The organism is Actinomadura sp. CNU-125, assembly GCF_001942465.1.
Classification (GTDB): domain Bacteria; phylum Actinomycetota; class Actinomycetes; order Streptosporangiales; family Streptosporangiaceae; genus Spirillospora.
The window spans coordinates 15,166-30,805 of the sequence record NZ_MKJY01000596.1 but is presented as its reverse complement, the minus strand read 5'-3'; the positions used below and the strand labels follow the sequence as shown (position 1 = coordinate 30,805).

General features: G+C 74.0%; 21 protein-coding genes and 1 pseudogene. 14 read left to right on the top strand and 8 right to left on the bottom strand.

Features of this window, described 5'->3' with window-relative positions:
* Positions 1 to 309 (bottom strand): DMT family transporter (locus BJF79_RS48895; protein WP_262403695.1); only part of this gene is annotated, 309 nt, incomplete at its 3' end.
* Between the two features lie 48 nt (positions 310 to 357).
* Positions 358 to 1,554, bottom strand: a complete 1,197-nt coding sequence (locus BJF79_RS48890) for an MFS transporter (protein WP_075907393.1) — start codon at positions 1,552 to 1,554, stop codon at positions 358 to 360.
* Between the two features lie 60 nt (positions 1,555 to 1,614).
* Here BJF79_RS48890 and BJF79_RS65040 point away from each other — a divergent pair, with 60 nt between their 5' ends.
* Genes BJF79_RS65040 through BJF79_RS48880 form a run of 3 tightly spaced genes read left to right on the top strand, consistent with a single transcriptional unit; the run spans position 1,615 to position 3,214 of the window.
* Positions 1,615 to 2,184 carry a hypothetical protein gene (locus BJF79_RS65040; RefSeq protein ID WP_262403694.1) on the top strand — a complete coding sequence of 190 codons (570 nt, stop codon included), beginning with the start codon at positions 1,615 to 1,617 and terminating at the stop codon, positions 2,182 to 2,184.
* Positions 2,181 to 2,594 carry an ArsR/SmtB family transcription factor gene (locus BJF79_RS65035; protein ID WP_262403693.1) on the top strand — a complete coding sequence of 138 codons (414 nt, stop codon included), beginning with the start codon at positions 2,181 to 2,183 and terminating at the stop codon, positions 2,592 to 2,594. Before BJF79_RS65040 ends, BJF79_RS65035 begins: the two co-directional genes overlap by 4 nt.
* Before the next feature lie 11 nt (positions 2,595 to 2,605).
* A complete protein-coding gene (locus BJF79_RS48880) occupies positions 2,606 to 3,214 on the top strand; it encodes a class I SAM-dependent methyltransferase (protein WP_075907392.1) in 609 nt (202 codons plus the stop codon).
* Position 3,215: 1 nt separating this feature from the next.
* Here BJF79_RS48880 and BJF79_RS65030 read toward each other — a convergent pair whose 3' ends face one another.
* A complete protein-coding gene (locus tag BJF79_RS65030; RefSeq protein ID WP_262403692.1) occupies positions 3,216 to 3,338 on the bottom strand; it encodes a hypothetical protein in 123 nt (40 codons plus the stop codon).
* Positions 3,339 to 3,559: 221 nt separating this feature from the next.
* Between BJF79_RS65030 and BJF79_RS48875 the strand changes: the two genes are divergently transcribed.
* The gene (locus BJF79_RS48875) at positions 3,560 to 4,018 is read left to right on the top strand and encodes a hypothetical protein (protein ID WP_075907391.1); all 459 of its coding nucleotides are present in this window, start codon (positions 3,560 to 3,562) and stop codon (positions 4,016 to 4,018) included.
* Between the two features lie 42 nt (positions 4,019 to 4,060).
* On the opposite strand, the gene BJF79_RS48870 is transcribed toward BJF79_RS48875, so the two are convergent.
* Positions 4,061 to 4,609, bottom strand: coding sequence for a hypothetical protein (locus tag BJF79_RS48870; RefSeq protein ID WP_075907390.1), 549 nt, complete (start codon positions 4,607 to 4,609; stop codon positions 4,061 to 4,063).
* A 68-nt stretch (positions 4,610 to 4,677) separates the two neighbouring features.
* Positions 4,678 to 5,112 (bottom strand): nuclear transport factor 2 family protein, encoded by a 435-nt coding sequence (locus BJF79_RS48865; RefSeq protein WP_075907389.1) that lies wholly within the window; start codon positions 5,110 to 5,112, stop codon positions 4,678 to 4,680.
* A 114-nt stretch (positions 5,113 to 5,226) separates the two neighbouring features.
* Here BJF79_RS48865 and BJF79_RS48860 point away from each other — a divergent pair, with 114 nt between their 5' ends.
* The 8 genes from BJF79_RS48860 (at position 5,227) to BJF79_RS48825 (ending at position 12,281) form a co-directional block, all read left to right on the top strand.
* The gene (locus BJF79_RS48860) at positions 5,227 to 6,006 is read left to right on the top strand and encodes an isocitrate lyase/phosphoenolpyruvate mutase family protein (RefSeq protein ID WP_075907388.1); all 780 of its coding nucleotides are present in this window, start codon (positions 5,227 to 5,229) and stop codon (positions 6,004 to 6,006) included.
* A gap of 112 nt (positions 6,007 to 6,118) precedes the next feature.
* Positions 6,119 to 6,829, top strand: a complete 711-nt coding sequence (locus BJF79_RS48855; RefSeq protein WP_075907387.1) for a TetR/AcrR family transcriptional regulator — start codon at positions 6,119 to 6,121, stop codon at positions 6,827 to 6,829.
* Positions 6,830 to 6,949: 120 nt separating this feature from the next.
* Positions 6,950 to 7,888 carry an ATP-binding cassette domain-containing protein gene (locus BJF79_RS48850; protein ID WP_075907386.1) on the top strand — a complete coding sequence of 313 codons (939 nt, stop codon included), beginning with the start codon at positions 6,950 to 6,952 and terminating at the stop codon, positions 7,886 to 7,888.
* Positions 7,888 to 9,540, top strand: a complete 1,653-nt coding sequence (locus tag BJF79_RS48845) for an ABC transporter permease (protein ID WP_075907385.1) — start codon at positions 7,888 to 7,890, stop codon at positions 9,538 to 9,540. The genes BJF79_RS48850 and BJF79_RS48845 overlap by 1 nt, the downstream gene beginning before the upstream one ends.
* Before the next feature lie 61 nt (positions 9,541 to 9,601).
* On the top strand, positions 9,602 to 10,117 hold the full coding sequence (locus BJF79_RS48840) for a cupin domain-containing protein (protein WP_075907384.1): 516 nt from the start codon (positions 9,602 to 9,604) through the stop codon (positions 10,115 to 10,117).
* Between the two features lie 56 nt (positions 10,118 to 10,173).
* Positions 10,174 to 10,971 carry an SAM-dependent methyltransferase gene (locus BJF79_RS48835; RefSeq protein WP_075907383.1) on the top strand — a complete coding sequence of 266 codons (798 nt, stop codon included), beginning with the start codon at positions 10,174 to 10,176 and terminating at the stop codon, positions 10,969 to 10,971.
* Positions 10,972 to 11,025: 54 nt separating this feature from the next.
* Entirely contained in the window at positions 11,026 to 11,562 is a 537-nt protein-coding gene (locus BJF79_RS48830) for a carboxymuconolactone decarboxylase family protein (protein WP_075907382.1), read from the top strand.
* 41 nt (positions 11,563 to 11,603) lie between these two features.
* On the top strand, positions 11,604 to 12,281 hold the full coding sequence (locus BJF79_RS48825) for a response regulator transcription factor (protein WP_075907381.1): 678 nt from the start codon (positions 11,604 to 11,606) through the stop codon (positions 12,279 to 12,281).
* 2 nt (positions 12,282 to 12,283) lie between these two features.
* On the opposite strand, the gene BJF79_RS48820 is transcribed toward BJF79_RS48825, so the two are convergent.
* Entirely contained in the window at positions 12,284 to 12,754 is a 471-nt protein-coding gene (locus BJF79_RS48820) for a hypothetical protein (protein WP_143221019.1), read from the bottom strand.
* A gap of 467 nt (positions 12,755 to 13,221) precedes the next feature.
* On the opposite strand from BJF79_RS48820, the pseudogene BJF79_RS68190 reads away from it, so the two are divergent.
* Both BJF79_RS68190 and BJF79_RS65020 read left to right on the top strand, forming a co-directional pair.
* Positions 13,222 to 13,389 (top strand): annotated as a pseudogene (locus tag BJF79_RS68190) (hypothetical protein); the annotation flags it as partial.
* A gap of 30 nt (positions 13,390 to 13,419) precedes the next feature.
* Positions 13,420 to 14,082 carry a sensor histidine kinase gene (locus BJF79_RS65020; protein ID WP_262403690.1) on the top strand — a complete coding sequence of 221 codons (663 nt, stop codon included), beginning with the start codon at positions 13,420 to 13,422 and terminating at the stop codon, positions 14,080 to 14,082.
* A 34-nt stretch (positions 14,083 to 14,116) separates the two neighbouring features.
* On the opposite strand, the gene BJF79_RS48810 is transcribed toward BJF79_RS65020, so the two are convergent.
* Both BJF79_RS48810 and BJF79_RS48805 read right to left on the bottom strand, forming a co-directional pair.
* Entirely contained in the window at positions 14,117 to 14,674 is a 558-nt protein-coding gene (locus BJF79_RS48810; RefSeq protein ID WP_262403689.1) for a DUF305 domain-containing protein, read from the bottom strand.
* A 17-nt stretch (positions 14,675 to 14,691) separates the two neighbouring features.
* Entirely contained in the window at positions 14,692 to 15,486 is a 795-nt protein-coding gene (locus BJF79_RS48805; RefSeq protein WP_075907379.1) for a lytic polysaccharide monooxygenase, read from the bottom strand.
* Positions 15,487 to 15,640: the final 154 nt, after the last annotated feature.

The following is a 15,640-nucleotide window of genomic DNA, read 5'->3' as shown; positions in this document are numbered from 1 at the left end:
TCCGCCCCACTCCCGCCGGCTCAGCCGCCGCCGCTCCCACGTCGCCGCGATCGGCAGCGCGAACAGCAGTCGCGTCACCAGCAGCGGCTGCACCAGCGTCACCCCGCCCTTGCCGAGCGCCAGCGCGCTCAGGACGTTGCCCACCACCGCCGTCCCGACCCCTACCAGCCACAACCGCTGCCGCACCAGGTACCACAGCAGCCGCCAGTGCAGCACCATCCCCTCGGGCGCGCGCGACGCCGCCCGCTGCTGGACGGCCGAACCCAGCCCGAACAGCGCGGCCGCCCCCAGAGCGAGCACGTACACCACGCATCGCCGCTACCCTCACCCGCCGCTCGCACACTTCACCGTCCGTAATTACCGCAGGTGGCGTCCGAGGAGCAGACACGCGACGACCGCCGCGGCGCCGCAGCACGCGATGACGGAACCGGGGGCGAGGACCTCGCCGAGCGCGCCCGCCGCGCCGATCCCCGCGGCCTGGCCCGTCATGAGCCCGCTGTTCGACAGGCCCATGGCCTGCCCGCGGATCTCCTCGGGGACCGCGTCCACGAGGCGGCGCTGCACCGTCAGTTCGTAGGCCAGCCCGAACGCGCCCGCCGCCAGCAGTGCGCAGGCCGCCGCGAGGCCCGGCGCGAAGACGAACCCGACGAGCGGCGCGCCCGTCAGCACGGCCAGCGGCAACGCGAGCCGTTCCCGCGGTTCCGGCCGGATCCACCGCCCCGCCACGAGGTTCCCCGCGAACATCCCGGCGGCCGCCGCCGTCAGCAGCGGCCCGGCCGCGTCCGGATTCCCCAGCCCGGCCGCGTACGGCACGGCCGCGCCCTCCGCCCCGACCGACAGGGAGATCGGCAGCCACCCCGACAGCAGCAGGCCGCGCGTGCCGCGGTCGCCCAGCAGCAGCCGGTTGACCCGCCACGTCTCCCGGGCCGTGCCGGACGACCGTCCCGAAGCCCCGCGGGACGGGACGTCCGGCAGGCGCAGCCGGGCGAACGACACGGCGACCGCCGCCGTGGCCGCCGCCAGCCAGAGCGTGCCCGCCGGGGAGAGCACCGCCAGCAGCAGCCCGCCCGCGGCCTGCCCGGCGATCTGCGCGCCCGCGCTCGTCATCGTGAACAGCGACCGGCCCAGCACGTAACCGTCCCCAGGCAGCAGCGCGGGCAGCCGGGCCTGGACGGTCGCGCCGCCGACCGGCGCGAACAGCCCGGCCGCGACCAGCAGCGCCAGCACCACCGGCAGCGGCGGCCCGGCCCCGGCGAGGACGGCCGTCACCACGAACCGCAGCAGGTGGATGCCGGTGAGGAGCCGCCGGGACGGGACGCGGTCCGCGAGCGACAGCAGCAGCGCGGCGCCCGCCACGTACGGGAGGAAACCCGCGGCGAAGACGAGCGCCGCCGCCGCGGCCGAGCCCGTCCGCTCGAAGATCTGCACCGACAGCGCGATCGTCCGGATCGAATCGCCCGCCACCTGCAACGTCTGCAGGGAGAAGAGCGTCCGGAACTCGGGGACGCCGAACACGTCGCGGTACCGCGCGGACACCGCCGGGGAGTCGCTCATGGACGACGACTGTGCGGCGCCCCGCCCGTCCGCGGACAATGTTTCGGGGAGGAGCGAAACATGTACCGGATCGAAGTTGGGCAGGCGGATCTCGCCGCGAGCCGGTTCGGCGTCGCGCCGCTGCTGGAGACCATGAGCGCCGCCGGTCTGGCCGCCGGACGCGTGCCCGCCGGGCCGCTGCGACCGTGGGCGGAGCGGGCGCGACCGCGCTACCGGGCCGTGGCCGACGACCCGGCCGTCCGGGCGCTCGCGTTCCTGCGGCGCCGGTACGGCTACATGGCCGACTTCGTCTGCCCGCCGCCCGCCCGCCCGAACCTCACGGTCGCCGCGCAACTCGCCACGGTGCGCGCGACGCCGCTCGACCGGGCGCGCCGGGAGATCGCCCGCAACCTGGACGGCCTGCCGGAGCCGGATGCCGCCGTCCGCGCCGTCCTCGACGCGCCGGACATGGTCGAGCGGCTCGCCACCGGGCTGGAGCGCGCCTGGCAGGCCCTGCTCGAACCGGACTGGCCGGTGCTGCGCTCGATCGTCGAAGCGACATCGCCCACCGCGCCGGCCGCCTGGCCGCCTACGGCTGGGCGGAGGCCCTCGACGGCCTGTCCGGCCAGGTGCGCTGGCGCGACGGGGTGATCGAGGTCGATGTCCGCGACGACGCCGCCCGGCGGCTGGACGGTGCCGGGCTGACGTTCGTCCCCGTGGTGTTCTCCGAACTGGGCGTCGCGCTCGAACGGGACTGGCCGTCCACGCTCATGTACCGCGCCAGGGGAGTGGCCGCCCTGTGGGAAAGCCGGGAGCCCCGCGACGCGGACGCCGTCGGGAAACTCGTCGGCCGCACCCGCGCGGACCTGCTGCGCCTGCTCGCCGAACCGGCCACGACCACCTGGCTGAGCGCCCGGCTCCGGATGAGCCTCGGCGGCGTCGGCGACCACCTCGCGGTGCTGCGCGAGGCCGGGCTCGTCACGAGGGAACGCCGCGGCAGGTCCGTCCTGTACCGGCGCACCGCCCTCGGCGACGACCTCGCGGGAGGGCCGCGGGCGTAGGATCTCGCTTCGTGATCGACCAGACCGCAAGCGCCTACGACGCCGTCGTCCCCCTGTACGCCGAACTGTTCGGCGACGTCCGGCGGCACCATCCCGTCGACCGGGCGCTCATCGCCGCGTTCGCCGAGACGGTCGAGGGGCGGGTCGCCGACGCCGGGTGCGGGCCCGGCCACTACACGGCCCACCTGCGCGAACTCGGTGTGGACGCCTTCGGCGTCGACCTCTCGCCCGCGATGGTCACGCACGCCCGCGAGGCGCACCCCGGCGTCCGCTTCGACGAGGGCACGATCGCCGCGCTCGACGTCCCGTCCGGGACGCTCGGCGGCGTCCTGTCGTGGTACTCGATCATCCACACGGATCCGGGCGACGTCCCGGCGATCCTCGCCGAGTTCCACCGCGTCCTGCGGCCGGGCGGCCACGTCCTGCTCGGCGTCTTCGCGGGCGGCGACGCGCCCGCCCCGTTCGACCACAAGGTCACGCGCGCCTACCGGTGGCCCGACGGCCACCTCGCCGCGCTCCTGCGGGACGCGGGCTTCGAGGAGACGGCCCGGCTCGCGCGCCGTCCCGCTCCGGACGAACGCCCCTTCGACCACGTCCGCTTCCTCGCCCGCAGGGCGTGAGTCAGTCCCAGAACGGCGGCCCGCCCTGCGTCGCCGCCCACACCCACACGTAGAGGATGAACGCGAACCCGAGCAGCCCCACCAGCATCGGCCAGCTCGGGCGGTGCGCACGATGCCTGGCCATCCGCACCACCTCCTTCGCGAAGGGTGTCACCGCCCCCGAATGCGACAATCCCCAACAAAGGCAAACAATCAGCGCTTGAGCACTTCGTGGCGGGCGGAGATGCCGTGGTCGCCGTGCCCCGCCTCGACCGCCCGCCGCACCGGGTCGTACAGGGGCGCCTGGTGTCACCGGCTCCTGGCACACTCGTCGGCGTGCGCTTGATCGATGATTCCGGCCATGGCGTGGAACTGCGGGTCACCGGCTACCAGTTCCCCGACGACCCCGCGCTGCGATACAGCTGGCACATGGTCGAGGGGAGCGCCGCCTGCCCCGACGGCTCGTGGACGTTCCGGTACGCCGCGCTGACCTGCGACGAGACGCCGCGCGTCGCGTCCTGGCTGCGGAGCGCCGCCCGCGCGGCGGCGGGCGGCGAGCCGCCCGCCGAACTGCGGTTCCTCGAACCCGACCTGTCGATGTCGGTGACCGGCCGTCCGTCCGGCCTGGTGGCGCTGGAGATCGGCCTCGACCTGGAGTTCTCCCCGCCGTGGGAGTACCGGCGCCGGGCGGGCGACCCGTACGTCGTGCAGTGCACGACGACGCCGCGGCGGCTCGAAGAGGGCGCGGCGCAGTGGGAGCGCGAGATCGCCCCGTACCCGGACGCCCCGGCCGCGTCCGGCACCCGCCCCCGCCGGACGACGTGACGCACCGCTCGTTCGTGCGGGCGCGTCGTCGGCCCCGCGCGGTCAGGTGTTCTCGGTCGCCTCCGGCGGCTTTCCCGGCCAGATGGTGGTCAGCACGGGCCAGATCAGGCTGTAGATCAGGACCTTCGTGAGCGGGTTGAGCCAGACGAGCAGCGGCGCGCCCGCGTCGAGGCCGCCGACGAGCGCGACCAGCCCGAACATCAGGCCGACGCTCAGTGCGTAGGCCAGCAGGAACGTGAGCCAGGACGTCCAGGCGTCCACGATCGCGGCGCGCCCGTACGGTTTCGGACGCGGCGGGGGCGCGTCCTCGCCGAAGCGGCGGGCGAACCTGGCGTCGGCCCAGCGGACCGTGCGGTGCCCGTACACCACGGTGATGCCGAGGTAGGCCGCCGACAGGCCGTGCCAAATGGTCGGTTCTGCGCCGTTGCGGATGCTGAGGACGGTCGCCGCCAGCAGCACGACGTCGATCAGCGGGACGCACAGCAGCAGGACGCCGCCGAGCGTCCGCCGACCGGCGGCGTAGCGGGCGGCGAGCCCGCCGCCGAGAAAGACCCAGAAGAGCACGTCGCAGGCGAGGACGAGATACAGCACGGTGGGCCCCCGGCTCGCGACGACATGATCTTCTTGACGGGACGATACGTCGGCGGGGCGCGTGCCCGCTACGCGGCGTTCGTCCGGTCGCAGGCGGCGGCGATCGCCGCCGGGTCCCAGTAGAAGGGGCGGCATTCGAGCATGCGGCCGTTCCGGACGGTGATCCACTGGAGGATCTCCGTCTCCACCTCCCGTCCCGTCGCCCGCGCGCGGAACCGGACCCGGTTGCGCACCGCCACGGTGTCCCGGCCGCCGTGGTGCTCCTGTTCCAGGAACTCCATCGCCTCCCAGACCTCGCTGAACCGGGCGAGGAACCGTTCCATGCCGTCGTGGCCGCGCCACGTTCCCGTGCCGGTGAACGGGAGGCCGGGCGCCTGGTGCAGCACCACTTCGGGGTCCAGCCAGGCCGCGACCTCGCCGTAGTCGGCCTTGCCGTACCCGCCCGCGGCCACGTAGGCGGCCTCGGCCGCGTAGAACTTCTGCATGACGCCCCAGGCGTCCATCGTCGGCTCCTCTCGCAGATGTCGCCCGGAGAACACCGGCACCGCGCGACGGGTTGCGGGGGACGGACGGCGTTTCGGCCGTCGTCGAAACGTTCCGGGCTTACGGTCGAGACCGTGGACTTCGGGGAACTGCATCGCGGGGAGCGGCCGCTGCTGCTGCCGAACGCGTGGGATTTCGCGTCCGGCGCGGCGCTGGCGGCGGCCGGGTTCGCCGCCATCGGCACCACCAGCCTCGGCGTGGCCGCGGCCGCCGGGAAACCGGACGCCGCGGGCGGCACCCGGGAGGAGACGCTCGCGCTGGCCCGGCGGCTGGTGCGGCTGCCGGTGCCGGTCAGCGTCGACGTCGAGGCGGGCTTCTCCGACCGTCCGGACGAGGTGGCCGCGCTGGTGGCCGAACTCGCCTCGTTCGGGGTCGCCGGGGTGAACATCGAGGACGGACGTCCCGGTGGGGGCCTCGCGCCGGTGCGGGCGCACGCCCGGGTCGTCGAGGCGGTGAAGCGTGCGGCGCCCGGAATGTTCGTGAACGCCCGCACCGACACGTACTGGCTCGGCGGTGATCGTCCGTCGCTGGACGAGACGCTCCGCCGCGTCCGGGCCTACGCGGACGCGGGGGCGGACGGCGTGTTCGTGCCCGGCATCGCGGACGACGACGACATCGCCGCCGTCGTCGCGGCGGTCGACGTCCCGCTGAACGTCCTGCACCTGCCGGGACGTACCGGGTTCGAGCGGCTGGCGGAACTGGGGGCTGGCCGTGTCAGTTGCGGTTCGCTGCTGTTCCGGGAGGCGCTGCACGCCGCCGTGACCAGCGCGTTCGGTGTGACCGGCGAGGAGTGGGGCGGCGGCGTGCCGTCCTACGGCGACGTCGTGCGGCTGATCGCGCCCCCGTCGCCCTGACCCATCGACGTAGCTGTCGAGGGCCGGAGGTAAGGCGACTGTCACCGTCGGGCAACCATGCGCACGGTACACGCGTATTGCGCATTGAACGCTTGTATTGGATCGTTGGGGTATGAGCGAGATGGGCGAGCGGACGGCCGGGGAACCGGCGGCACGCGCGCGCATCCGCGACGCGGCGCTGCGGGAGTTCGCCGAGCGCGGCGTGAACGGCGCGACGATCCGCGGGATCGCCCGGGCGGCCGGGGTGTCGCCGGGGCTGGTGCAGCACCACTTCCGCTCGAAGGAGGCGCTGCGCCGGGCCTGCGACGAGTACGCCCTGGAGATCCTCAAGAGCACGAAGCTGGAGGGCCTGCGGGGCGGTATGGGCAACCCGGGTTTCACCGCGACCGCGCTGGACGCGTTGCTGCCGCTCCAGCGCTACCTCGCCCGCGCGCTGGTGGACGGGTCGCCGGGGGCGGCGGCGCTGTTCGACGACGTGGTCGCGGTCAGCGAGGAGATGCTCCAGGGTGACACGCCGGGCGTGTCCAAGCCGAACACCTCCGATCCGCACGCTTACGCGGCCGTCCTGACCGGCATGACGTTCGGCATGATCGTGATCCACGAGCACATGTCGCGGGCGCTCGGCGCCGACATGCTCGGTTCCGAGGGCTATCCGCGGATGGGACGGGCGATGCTCGACATCGTCACCGACGACCTGCTCGACCCGGACCTCGTCGTGCAGATGCGCGCCGCCCTGGACCGGATGATCGACGAGACGACCGGGCCGCGCATCCCCACGTCGGACGCGGCCGCCCGCAAGGCCGACTCCGACCCGCCCGCCTGACGCGCACCGTTTCTCCGGACCCGCACCTTCACCCGTCCCGCGTTCCGCCCGGACGGGCCTTGACGCGCGCCCGCGACGCGCGCGCACCCCCATCCTTCGCACCCATCACGAGGTGTTCCCATGACCGCACGACCCACGTATCCCATCGAGGTGTCCGGCCTGGTCAAGACGTTCGGCCGGACGCGCGCGCTCGACGGTCTCGACCTGACCGTCCGCACCGGCGAGGTGCACGGCTTCCTCGGCCCGAACGGCGCCGGCAAATCGACCACGATCCGCGTCCTGCTGGGCCTGCTGCGCCCCGACTCGGGACGGGCGACGCTGCTGGGCGGCGACCCCTGGCGCGACGCCGTCCGGCTGCACCGCCGGGTCGCCTACGTGCCCGGCGACGTCGACCTGTGGCCCAATCTCACCGGCGGCCAGGCCATCGACCTGCTGTCCCGGCTGCGCGGCGGGCTCGACAAGGCGCGCCGCAACGAGCTGTGCGACCGCTTCGACCTGGACACGTCCAAGAAGGGACGCACGTACTCCAAGGGCAACCGGCAGAAGGTCGCGCTGGTCGCGGCGCTGGCGTCGCGGGCCGACCTGCTGATCCTGGACGAGCCCACCGCCGGGCTGGACCCGCTGATGGAGGCGGTGTTCCAGGAGTGCATCGCCGAGGCGCAAGCGGACGGGCGCACGGTGCTGCTGTCGAGCCACATCCTCGCCCAGGTCGAGAAGCTGTGCGACCGCGTGAGCATCATCCGGCTCGGCCGCATCGTCGAGAGCGGGGCGCTCGCCGACCTGCGCCACCTGACCCGCACGACGATCGAGGCCGAGACCGACCGCCCGGTCACCGGCCTGGACGGCGTGCCGGGCGTGCACGGCCTCCACGTCGAGGACGGGCGCGTGCGGTTCGACGTCGACGCCGAGCATCTGGGCGCGGCCGTCCGCCGGCTGAGCGAGTTCGTCCCGCACACCCTGATCAGCCGCCCGCCGACGCTGGAGCAGCTGTTCCTGCGGCACTACGGCGACGAGCTCGCCGGGAACGGCGTCCCCGTCGACGACGGGACGGTCACGTGATGGCCGTCGCGACCGACATCGCCCCGGCCACGGGGCATCGGCCCGAGCGCGAGGGCACGTTCACCGGCACCGCCGTCCTCGCCCGGTTCATGCTGCGCCGCGACCGGATCCGGATCCCGGCGTGGCTGCTCGCGCTGAACCTGAGCACGTCGGCGACGGCGTCGAACCTGGCGGGCACCTACCCCGACGCCGCGGGGCGGCGGTCGCGCGCCGAGCTGGTCGACAGTCCGGCGGGCGCCGCGTTCAGCGGCCCCGGGCACGGCCTCGACGACTACACCTACGGTGCGATGCTCGCGAACGAGATGCTCGGTTTCGTCGCGATCTTCGTGGCGCTGATGAGCGTGCTGCTGGTCGTCCGGCACACCCGCACGGAGGAGGAGGCCGGACGCGCCGAGCTCGTCCGGGCGGGCGTGGTGGGACGGCACGCGCCGCTCGCCGCCGCGGTCCTCGTGGTGGGCGGGGCGAACGTCGCGCTGGGCACGCTCGTCACGCTCCTCCTCGGCGGCAGCGGCATCGAGAGCGTGACGTGGCCGGGCTCGCTGCTGTTCGGCGCGTCGCTGACCGCCGTGGGGCTGGTCTTCACCGCGGTCGCGGCCGTCACCGCGCAGGTCGGCGAGTACGGGCGCGGCGCCGCGGGCATGGCGGGCGCGCTGATCGGCGCCGCCTACACGGTGCGGGCGGTCGGCGACATGGGCGGCGGCGCGCTGTCGTGGCTGTCGCCGATCGGCTGGGCGCAGGCGACGCGGGTCTACGTCGACGGCCGCTGGTGGCCGCTGGGCCTCGCCCTGCTGCTCACCGGCGGCCTGCTCGCCGCCGCGTTCGCGCTGACCACCCGCCGCGACGTCGGTTCGGGGCTGCGGCCGCCGCGGCCCGGACCCCGCACCGCGTCGCCGTCCCTCGGCACGCCGTTCGGGCTCGCGCTGCGGCTCCAGCGCACAAGCCTGCTGTGGTGGGGCGTGTCGATGGCCGCGCTCGGCGCCGTCTACGGGGTCTTCACCGGCGACGTGCGGGACGCGATCGGCGAGAACGAGAGCCTGCAGGAGTGGGTGGCGACCATTCCCGGTTCGTCCCTGACCGAACAGTTCGTCAGCGTGATCACGTCGATGCTCGCGGCGGTCTGCGGCGTCCAGGTGATCCTGGCGATGCAGCGGGCGCGCGTCGAGGAGACCGCCGGACGGGCCGAGCCGGTGCTGGCCACCGCCGTGTCGCGGACCCGCTGGCTGGCCGGGCACGTCGCCGTCGCGCTGGCGGGCGGCGCGGCGATGCTGCTGCTCACCGGGCTGGGCGCGGGCGCCGCCGCGGCCGTCGCGGTCGGCGACGCCGGGCTGCTGCCGCGGACGGTCGGTGCGGCGCTCGCCTACGTCCCGGCGGTGTGGATCACCGGCGGTGCGGCGCTCGCCCTGTTCGGCCTGGCGCCCCGCGCCATCGCCGCGACCTGGGCGATCGTGTGGTACGCCGTCTTCGTCACCACGTTCGGCGGGCTGCTGCGACTCCCCGGGTGGACGAACGACCTGTCCCCGTTCGGCCACGTGCCGCGGCTCCCGGGCGCGGACCTGCGCTGGGCGCCGCTGCTGATCCTGACGGCGATCGCGGCCGCCCTCCTCGCGGTCGGCTTCGCCGCCTTCCGCCGCCGGGACCTCGACCTGCGCTGACGGCCGCCGGGCCGCCGGGCCGGCCGGGATAAGGTCGTCACCCCCAGGAGAGGAGACCGGAATGTCGTATCCGCAAGCGCGGTACTTCGCTGAATCGGGCGAGTCCAATGCCGTCATCCGGCGGGCCGATACCGCGCCGGACCTGATGATGGCCCCGCGCGACGCCGAGGGGAGAATTGCGGGCACGGAGGTGCACTATCTCGGCACGGGCGGGTCGACGAACGGAGCCTTCGGCCTTTACCGCTGGGACATGGGCCCGAAGCCGTCCGGGCCCGCACCGCACTTCCACCGGACGATGACCGAGTCGTTCTTCGTCCTGGACGGGACGGTCCGGCTGCACGACGGCAACGGCTGGGCGGACGCCGGACCGGGCGACTACATGCACGTTCCGGAAGGGGGAGTGCACGGGTTCCGCAACGAGTCGGGCGCGCCCGCGTCGATGCTGCTGCTGTTCACGCCGGGTGCGCCGCGTGAAGGGTATTTCGAGGAACTCGCCGATATCGCGAAGACCGGGCGAACGCTCACCGACGAGGAATGGACCGACCTTTATCTGCGGCACGACCAGTTCATGGTCTGACGAACCGACTCCGTCGCATGTACTGTCCTTCTGACATTCCGTGACGGAGGAGTCGCATGTCCCCCCACGAGCGTTTCCAGACGGAACGGCCGGTCTCCGCGCGCGTCTGGGACTACTGGCTCGGCGGCAAGGACCACTACGAGGTCGATCGCGCCGCCGGTGAGCGCGTCGCCCGCGACGTCCCGGCGATCGTCCCGGCGGCTCGCAGCGACCGGCTGTTCCTCGGACGGTGCGTCCGGCACCTCACCGGGAACGAGGGAGTGCGGCAGTTCCTCGACGTCGGGACGGGGCTGCCGACGGTCGACAACACGCACGAGATCGCGCAGCGCGTCGCCCCCGAGAGCCGCGTCGTGTACGTCGACAACGACCCGCTCGTCCTCGCGCACGCCCGCGCGCTGCTCGCGGGCACCCCGGAGGGCGCGACCGACTACATCGACGCCGACGTCCACGACCCCGGGCACATCCTCGACCAGGCCGCGCGGACGCTCGACTTCGACCGTCCGGTCGCGCTGATGATGCTCGCGCTGCTGCACTTCGTGACCGACGACGCCGAGGCGCGGCGGATCCTGCGGACGTTCACCGACGTGCTCGCCCCCGGCAGCTTCGTCGCCATCTCGCACGCCTGCCTCGACGTGGACGTGACGCGCGCCGCGACGGACGCGTGGAACTCCAGCGGCACCCCGCAGCTCATCCGGGCGCGGACGGCGAAGGAGATCGAGGCGCTGTTCGACGGGCTCGAACTGATCGAGCCCGGCGTGGTGACGTGCCCCCGCTGGCGTCCGGAGCCCAGCCCGTGGGGCGAGCCGGAGGAGACCATGCCTTTCTGCGGAGTGGCGAGAAAACCCCTCTCCTGACGCCGTAACAGGGCAGTATCGGGCGATACAGACAGGCCCGGCAGGAGGCAGGATTTGGCGCACATCGACCTGGACGACGGCATCCCGGGGCTTCCCTCGCTGCTGCGGTTCCGCCCCGAGACGGCCGGGCCGCTCTCGCTGCTCGCCGAGACGCTGCTGCGCGGCCCCGGCCCGCTGGCGCGCGGCGAGCGCGAGCTGATCGGCGCGTACGTGTCGGAACTGAACGGGTGCCGGTACTGCGCCTCCACCCACGGCGCCTGCGCGGCCGTCCAGCTCTCCGGCGGGACGAACCTGGTCGAGCAGGTGCACGCGGACCCGTCCACGGCGCCCGTCCCGGAGCGGCTCCGCGCGCTCCTGGCGATCGCCGCGGCCGTCCGGCGCGGCGGGCGCGAGGTCGATGATGCGCACATCGCGGCCGCCCGCGCCGCGGGCGCCACGGACGTCGAGATCCACGACACCGTCCTGATCGCCGCCGCGTTCTGCATGTACAACCGGTACGTGGACGGCCTCGCGACGGCCGTCCCGGCCGACCCCGCCGCCTACGCGCGCATCGCCGAACGTCTCGTCGCCGAGGGCTACGCGCCCCGCTGAACGCCCGCACATCCGCCCGACATGTTCTACTTTTGTGGGCCATGGCGATGGTTCTGTTGGTCGAGGACGACGAGATCGTCCGGCAGGCGCTGATCCACGAGCTGACCGACCTCGGGCACGCCGTGCACAGCGTCGTGCGCGCCCTGGACGCGCTCCGCGAGGCGACCGACGGGCACGGCTACGACATGATCGTGCTCGATCTCGGCCTGCCCGACCTCGACGGCGGAGAGGCCCTGAAGATGCTGCGCGCGGTCACCGCCACCCCCGTGATCATCGCGACCGCGCGCGACGACGAACGCGAGATCGTCCGGCTGCTGCGCTCGGGCGCCGACGACTACGTGGTCAAGCCGTTCTCCGGCGACCAGCTCGACGCCCGCATCCAGGCGGTCCTGCGCCGCGTCCGCGCGAACACCCCGCCGGACGTCCTGGAGGTGGGCGGCCTGCGCATCGACCGGGACGCGCGCCGCGCCACCCTGGACGGGACGCAACTGCGGCTCACCCGCCTCGAATTCGACCTCCTCGCCTTCCTCGCCGCCCACGCGGGCCGCGTCGTGCGCCGCCGGGAGGTCCTCGCCGAGGTGTGGCGGCACGCGCACGGCGACGACCAGACCCTCGACGTCCACATGTCGTGGCTGCGCCGCAAACTCGGCGAGACCGCCGCGCGCCCCCGCTACCTGCACACCGTCCGCGGCGTCGGCGTGATGCTCACGGCGCCGTGATGTCAGTACTCGTAGACCTGCACCAGCGTCGGATGGTCGTGCCACGACGCGATCACGGCCGACCCGTGCTCGCCGTCCGTCAGCTCCACCCGCAGCCACTTGTCCTGCCGCCACTCCCGCACCCGGAACCCCTGCTCGGGCGAGGCGGACACGAGCCGCGCACCGTGCTCGCGCAGTTCCAGCACCACCCGTCCCGACCGGACCGTGTAGGTGCGCCGCTTCCCCGGTTCGGCGGCGGGCGTGGCTGACCTCGACGCCGTCGCGCGCGGCGACGGCGACAGCGTCTCCCGCTTCGCGGCTCCGGCGCGGTGCGTCGCCGACGGCGCGGGCGGCCGCCCGGTGCGGACCGGCACCGCCGCCACCGGCGCGTCCCCGAGCGCCGTGCCGCCGACGGCGTGCTGCACGCCCCACCAGCTCACCGCGAGCCCGGCCAGCGTCGCCGTGCACCAGGCGGTCGCGAACCGTATCCGCATGAGCGCCATTATCGCCGGACCGACCCGATGAACGGCATGCGCGGCACCCTCGCCCTCGTCTCGTTCGCGGTCACCGCCATGGTCGCGGTGTCGTTCCTGCTCCCGCTCGGCCTCGTGGTGAAGCAGATCGCCCGCGACCGCGCGCTGACCGGCGCCGAACGGCAGGCCGCGTCCCTCGTCCCGGTCCTCGCGATCACCACCGAACCCGACGCCCTCGCCGACGCCGTCGCGTCCACCGAGGCGGGCGCGGACGGACGGCTCGCCCTGCACCTGCCGGGCGCCGTCCTCGGCACCCCCCGCGTCGCGCCGTCCGCCGTCGCGACCGCCCGCGACGGGGGCCGCGCGTTCCCCGTCGAACTCCGCGGCGGGCAGGTGCTGCTCCGCCCGGTCGTCCGCGAAGGCACCCCCACCGCGGTCATCGAGGTGTTCGTCCCGCGCGCCGAACTGTCCCGGGGCGTCACCGAGGCGTGGCTGACGCTCGCCGCCGTCGCGCTCGCCCTCGGCGTCGTCGCCGTCGCGATGGGCGACCGGCTCGCGACCCGCGTCGTCCGCTCGTCCCGCCGCCTCGCCGACGCCGCCGGACGCGTCGCGCGGGCGAACTGGACGTGCGCGTCGCCCCGGACGGCCCCCGCGAACTCCGGGCGGCCGCGACCGCGTTCAACACGATGGCCGGGCAGGTCGCTGGCCTCCTCGCGGCCGAACGGGAAACCGCCGCCGACCTGTCGCACCGGCTCCGCACCCCGCTGACCGCCCTGCGCCTCAGCATCGACGGCCTCGTCGCCAACCCCGGCGACCCCCGCCGCCTCGACCGCGGCCGCGAGGCCCTCGCCCGCCTGGAAACCGAGATCGACTCGCTCATCGCCACCTCCCGCAGGCCCCGCCCGCAGCCCGCCGGATGCGACGCCGCCGACGTCGTCCGCGACCGCCTGGAGTTCTGGTCCGCGCTCGCCGAGGACCAGGACCGTCCGCACCAGCTCATCGCACCGGACGGCCCGGTGCCCGTGCCGGTCGCCCGCGCCGAACTCGTCGCGGCGATCGACGCGCTGATGGGCAACGTGTTCCGGCACACCCCCCGCGGCGCCGGATTCACCGTGACCGTCCACCGCGGAAGACAACGCGTCGGCCTCCTGTTCGCGGACGCGGGCCCCGGCATCGCCGACGTGGACACCGCCCTCCGCCGCGGGACGAGCGGCGCCGGCTCCACCGGCCTCGGCCTCGACATCGCCCACCGCCTCGCCGCCACCACCGGCGGCACCCTCCGCGTCGACCGCTCGCCCCAACTCGGGGGCGCCCGCATCGAGATGTGGCTGCGCACCGAACGCCGCTGAGCCCCCGGGTTCCGGGCCGGGGGCTCAGCGGGCCTCAGGCGTTGAGCAGCCCGAGCATCTGCCGGATCTGATCGGTCCGGGACTCGCGGACCCGCTCGGCGAACGCCTTCGCGTCCGGGTTCGTCCCGTCCTTCAGTTCGGCCTGAGCCATCTCGACCGCGTTGTGCTGGTGGGCGATGAACAGGTTGAGGAACGCCGCCTCGAACTCCGCCCCCTTCGCCTCCTTCAACGCGTCGATCTCCCGGGCGCTCGTCGCGGGCGCCGCGCCATGGTGCCCGTGGTGCCCGTGCTCCGCCTTCAGCGGCTTCGACCACGCCTTCAACCAGGAGACCATCCGCTTCGCCTCCTCCGTCTGCGTCGCCTTCACGGCCCCCGCCAGGACGCGCACGTCCTCGCTCGGCGCCCGCTCCGCCGCCACCCCCGCCATCTCCAGCCCCTGCGCATGATGCTCGATCATCATCTGCAGGAACATGACGTCGCCGTCGTTGTGCTTCGCGGCGACGTCCGACGCGGCGCTAACCGGCTTGCCCTCCGTCGCCTCGCCGCCGCACGCCGTCGCCGCCGTCAGCAGCAGCGGCGCGAGAAGAACCACCGCCCCGCGGCGCGCGTTCACAGCGGCAGCCAGAGGGCCAGGGTGAACTCCGACGGCTCCCAGCTGCGGATCGACGTGTGCGGCTGCCGGCACCGGTACCGCTCGCCCTCGTAGGACACGACGTCCCCGGCCTTGTACGCCCGCCCGACCGTCCAGGCGTCCCCACCGGAAGCAGGCGGCGAGGACGGCTCGTCCGTCGGCTCGGCGGACGGCTCATCCGTCGGCTGCGGCGCCGTCGAGGGCTCCTCACTCGGCTCCGGCGACGGCTCGCTCGTGGGCGGCGTCGTACCGGAACCGCCGCCACCGCCCACGTTCACATCCACGCAGCTGTAGAAGGCGTTCGCGGTGTCGCCGATGTTCCAGACCGCGAGCACGGTCTGCCGTCCGGAGAACGCGCCGAGGTCGACCGTGTGGTTCACGACCGCGCCCGGCTGCTCGTTGTTGCCGTCGAAGGACGCCACCAGCTTGTCGCCGACGTAGTACGACCAGTCCGCCGTCCGGTGCCGCGCGGTGATGACCCAGTTGAACGTGACGGTCGACCCGACGCTGGCCGCGGGCCATTCGCGGCTCTCGTCCGAGAGCACCGCGAACTGCTCGTTCCCGCCGTCGCAGCTCCGCAGCCCCTTCGGCCCCTCGACGCTCTGCGGCTCGTACTGGATCGGGCCGCAGTCGGTCACCGACCCCTCCGCGCACAGCGCCTGCCTGCTGGGCGGCGAGGAGATGTACCCGTGCGCCGACGCCGGGCTCGCGACGAACAGCGTCGACCCGACGGCCGCCAGCGCGGCGAGGGGGTACGCGACGAATCTACGCATGGAGACCTTCCCAACGTTCCGTCCGTGGTCCGCCGGACCACGATTGCCGTCGGGACGCTAACGAGCCGCACCCTAAAGCCGCCTTAACACCCCGCGAAGCCCCCCTGAAGCCACGCGGGCATCGGCACAATCGCCGGTTCTCCCTCCGAACCGT

What these genes read in the sequence shown, in the direction of transcription:
- BJF79_RS48890 (WP_075907393.1), bottom strand. Translation starts at nt 1,554, where the DNA reads ATGAGCGACTCCCCGGCGGTGTCCGCGCGGTACCGCGACGTGTTCGGC.
- BJF79_RS48845 (WP_075907385.1), top strand. Translation starts at nt 7,888, where the DNA reads ATGGCCGTCGCGACCGACATCGCCCCGGCCACGGGGCATCGGCCCGAG.
- BJF79_RS65030 (WP_262403692.1), bottom strand. Translation starts at nt 3,338, where the DNA reads ATGGCCAGGCATCGTGCGCACCGCCCGAGCTGGCCGATGCTGGTGGGG.
- BJF79_RS48850 (WP_075907386.1), top strand. Translation starts at nt 6,950, where the DNA reads ATGACCGCACGACCCACGTATCCCATCGAGGTGTCCGGCCTGGTCAAG.
- BJF79_RS48865 (WP_075907389.1), bottom strand. Translation starts at nt 5,112, where the DNA reads ATGGACGCCTGGGGCGTCATGCAGAAGTTCTACGCGGCCGAGGCCGCC.
- BJF79_RS48835 (WP_075907383.1), top strand. Translation starts at nt 10,174, where the DNA reads ATGTCCCCCCACGAGCGTTTCCAGACGGAACGGCCGGTCTCCGCGCGC.
- BJF79_RS48805 (WP_075907379.1), bottom strand. Translation starts at nt 15,486, where the DNA reads ATGCGTAGATTCGTCGCGTACCCCCTCGCCGCGCTGGCGGCCGTCGGG.
- BJF79_RS48855 (WP_075907387.1), top strand. Translation starts at nt 6,119, where the DNA reads ATGAGCGAGATGGGCGAGCGGACGGCCGGGGAACCGGCGGCACGCGCG.
- BJF79_RS48840 (WP_075907384.1), top strand. Translation starts at nt 9,602, where the DNA reads ATGTCGTATCCGCAAGCGCGGTACTTCGCTGAATCGGGCGAGTCCAAT.
- BJF79_RS65020 (WP_262403690.1), top strand. Translation starts at nt 13,420, where the DNA reads ATGGCCGGGCAGGTCGCTGGCCTCCTCGCGGCCGAACGGGAAACCGCC.
- BJF79_RS48820 (WP_143221019.1), bottom strand. Translation starts at nt 12,754, where the DNA reads ATGCGGATACGGTTCGCGACCGCCTGGTGCACGGCGACGCTGGCCGGG.
- BJF79_RS48825 (WP_075907381.1), top strand. Translation starts at nt 11,604, where the DNA reads ATGGCGATGGTTCTGTTGGTCGAGGACGACGAGATCGTCCGGCAGGCG.
- BJF79_RS65040 (WP_262403694.1), top strand. Translation starts at nt 1,615, where the DNA reads ATGTACCGGATCGAAGTTGGGCAGGCGGATCTCGCCGCGAGCCGGTTC.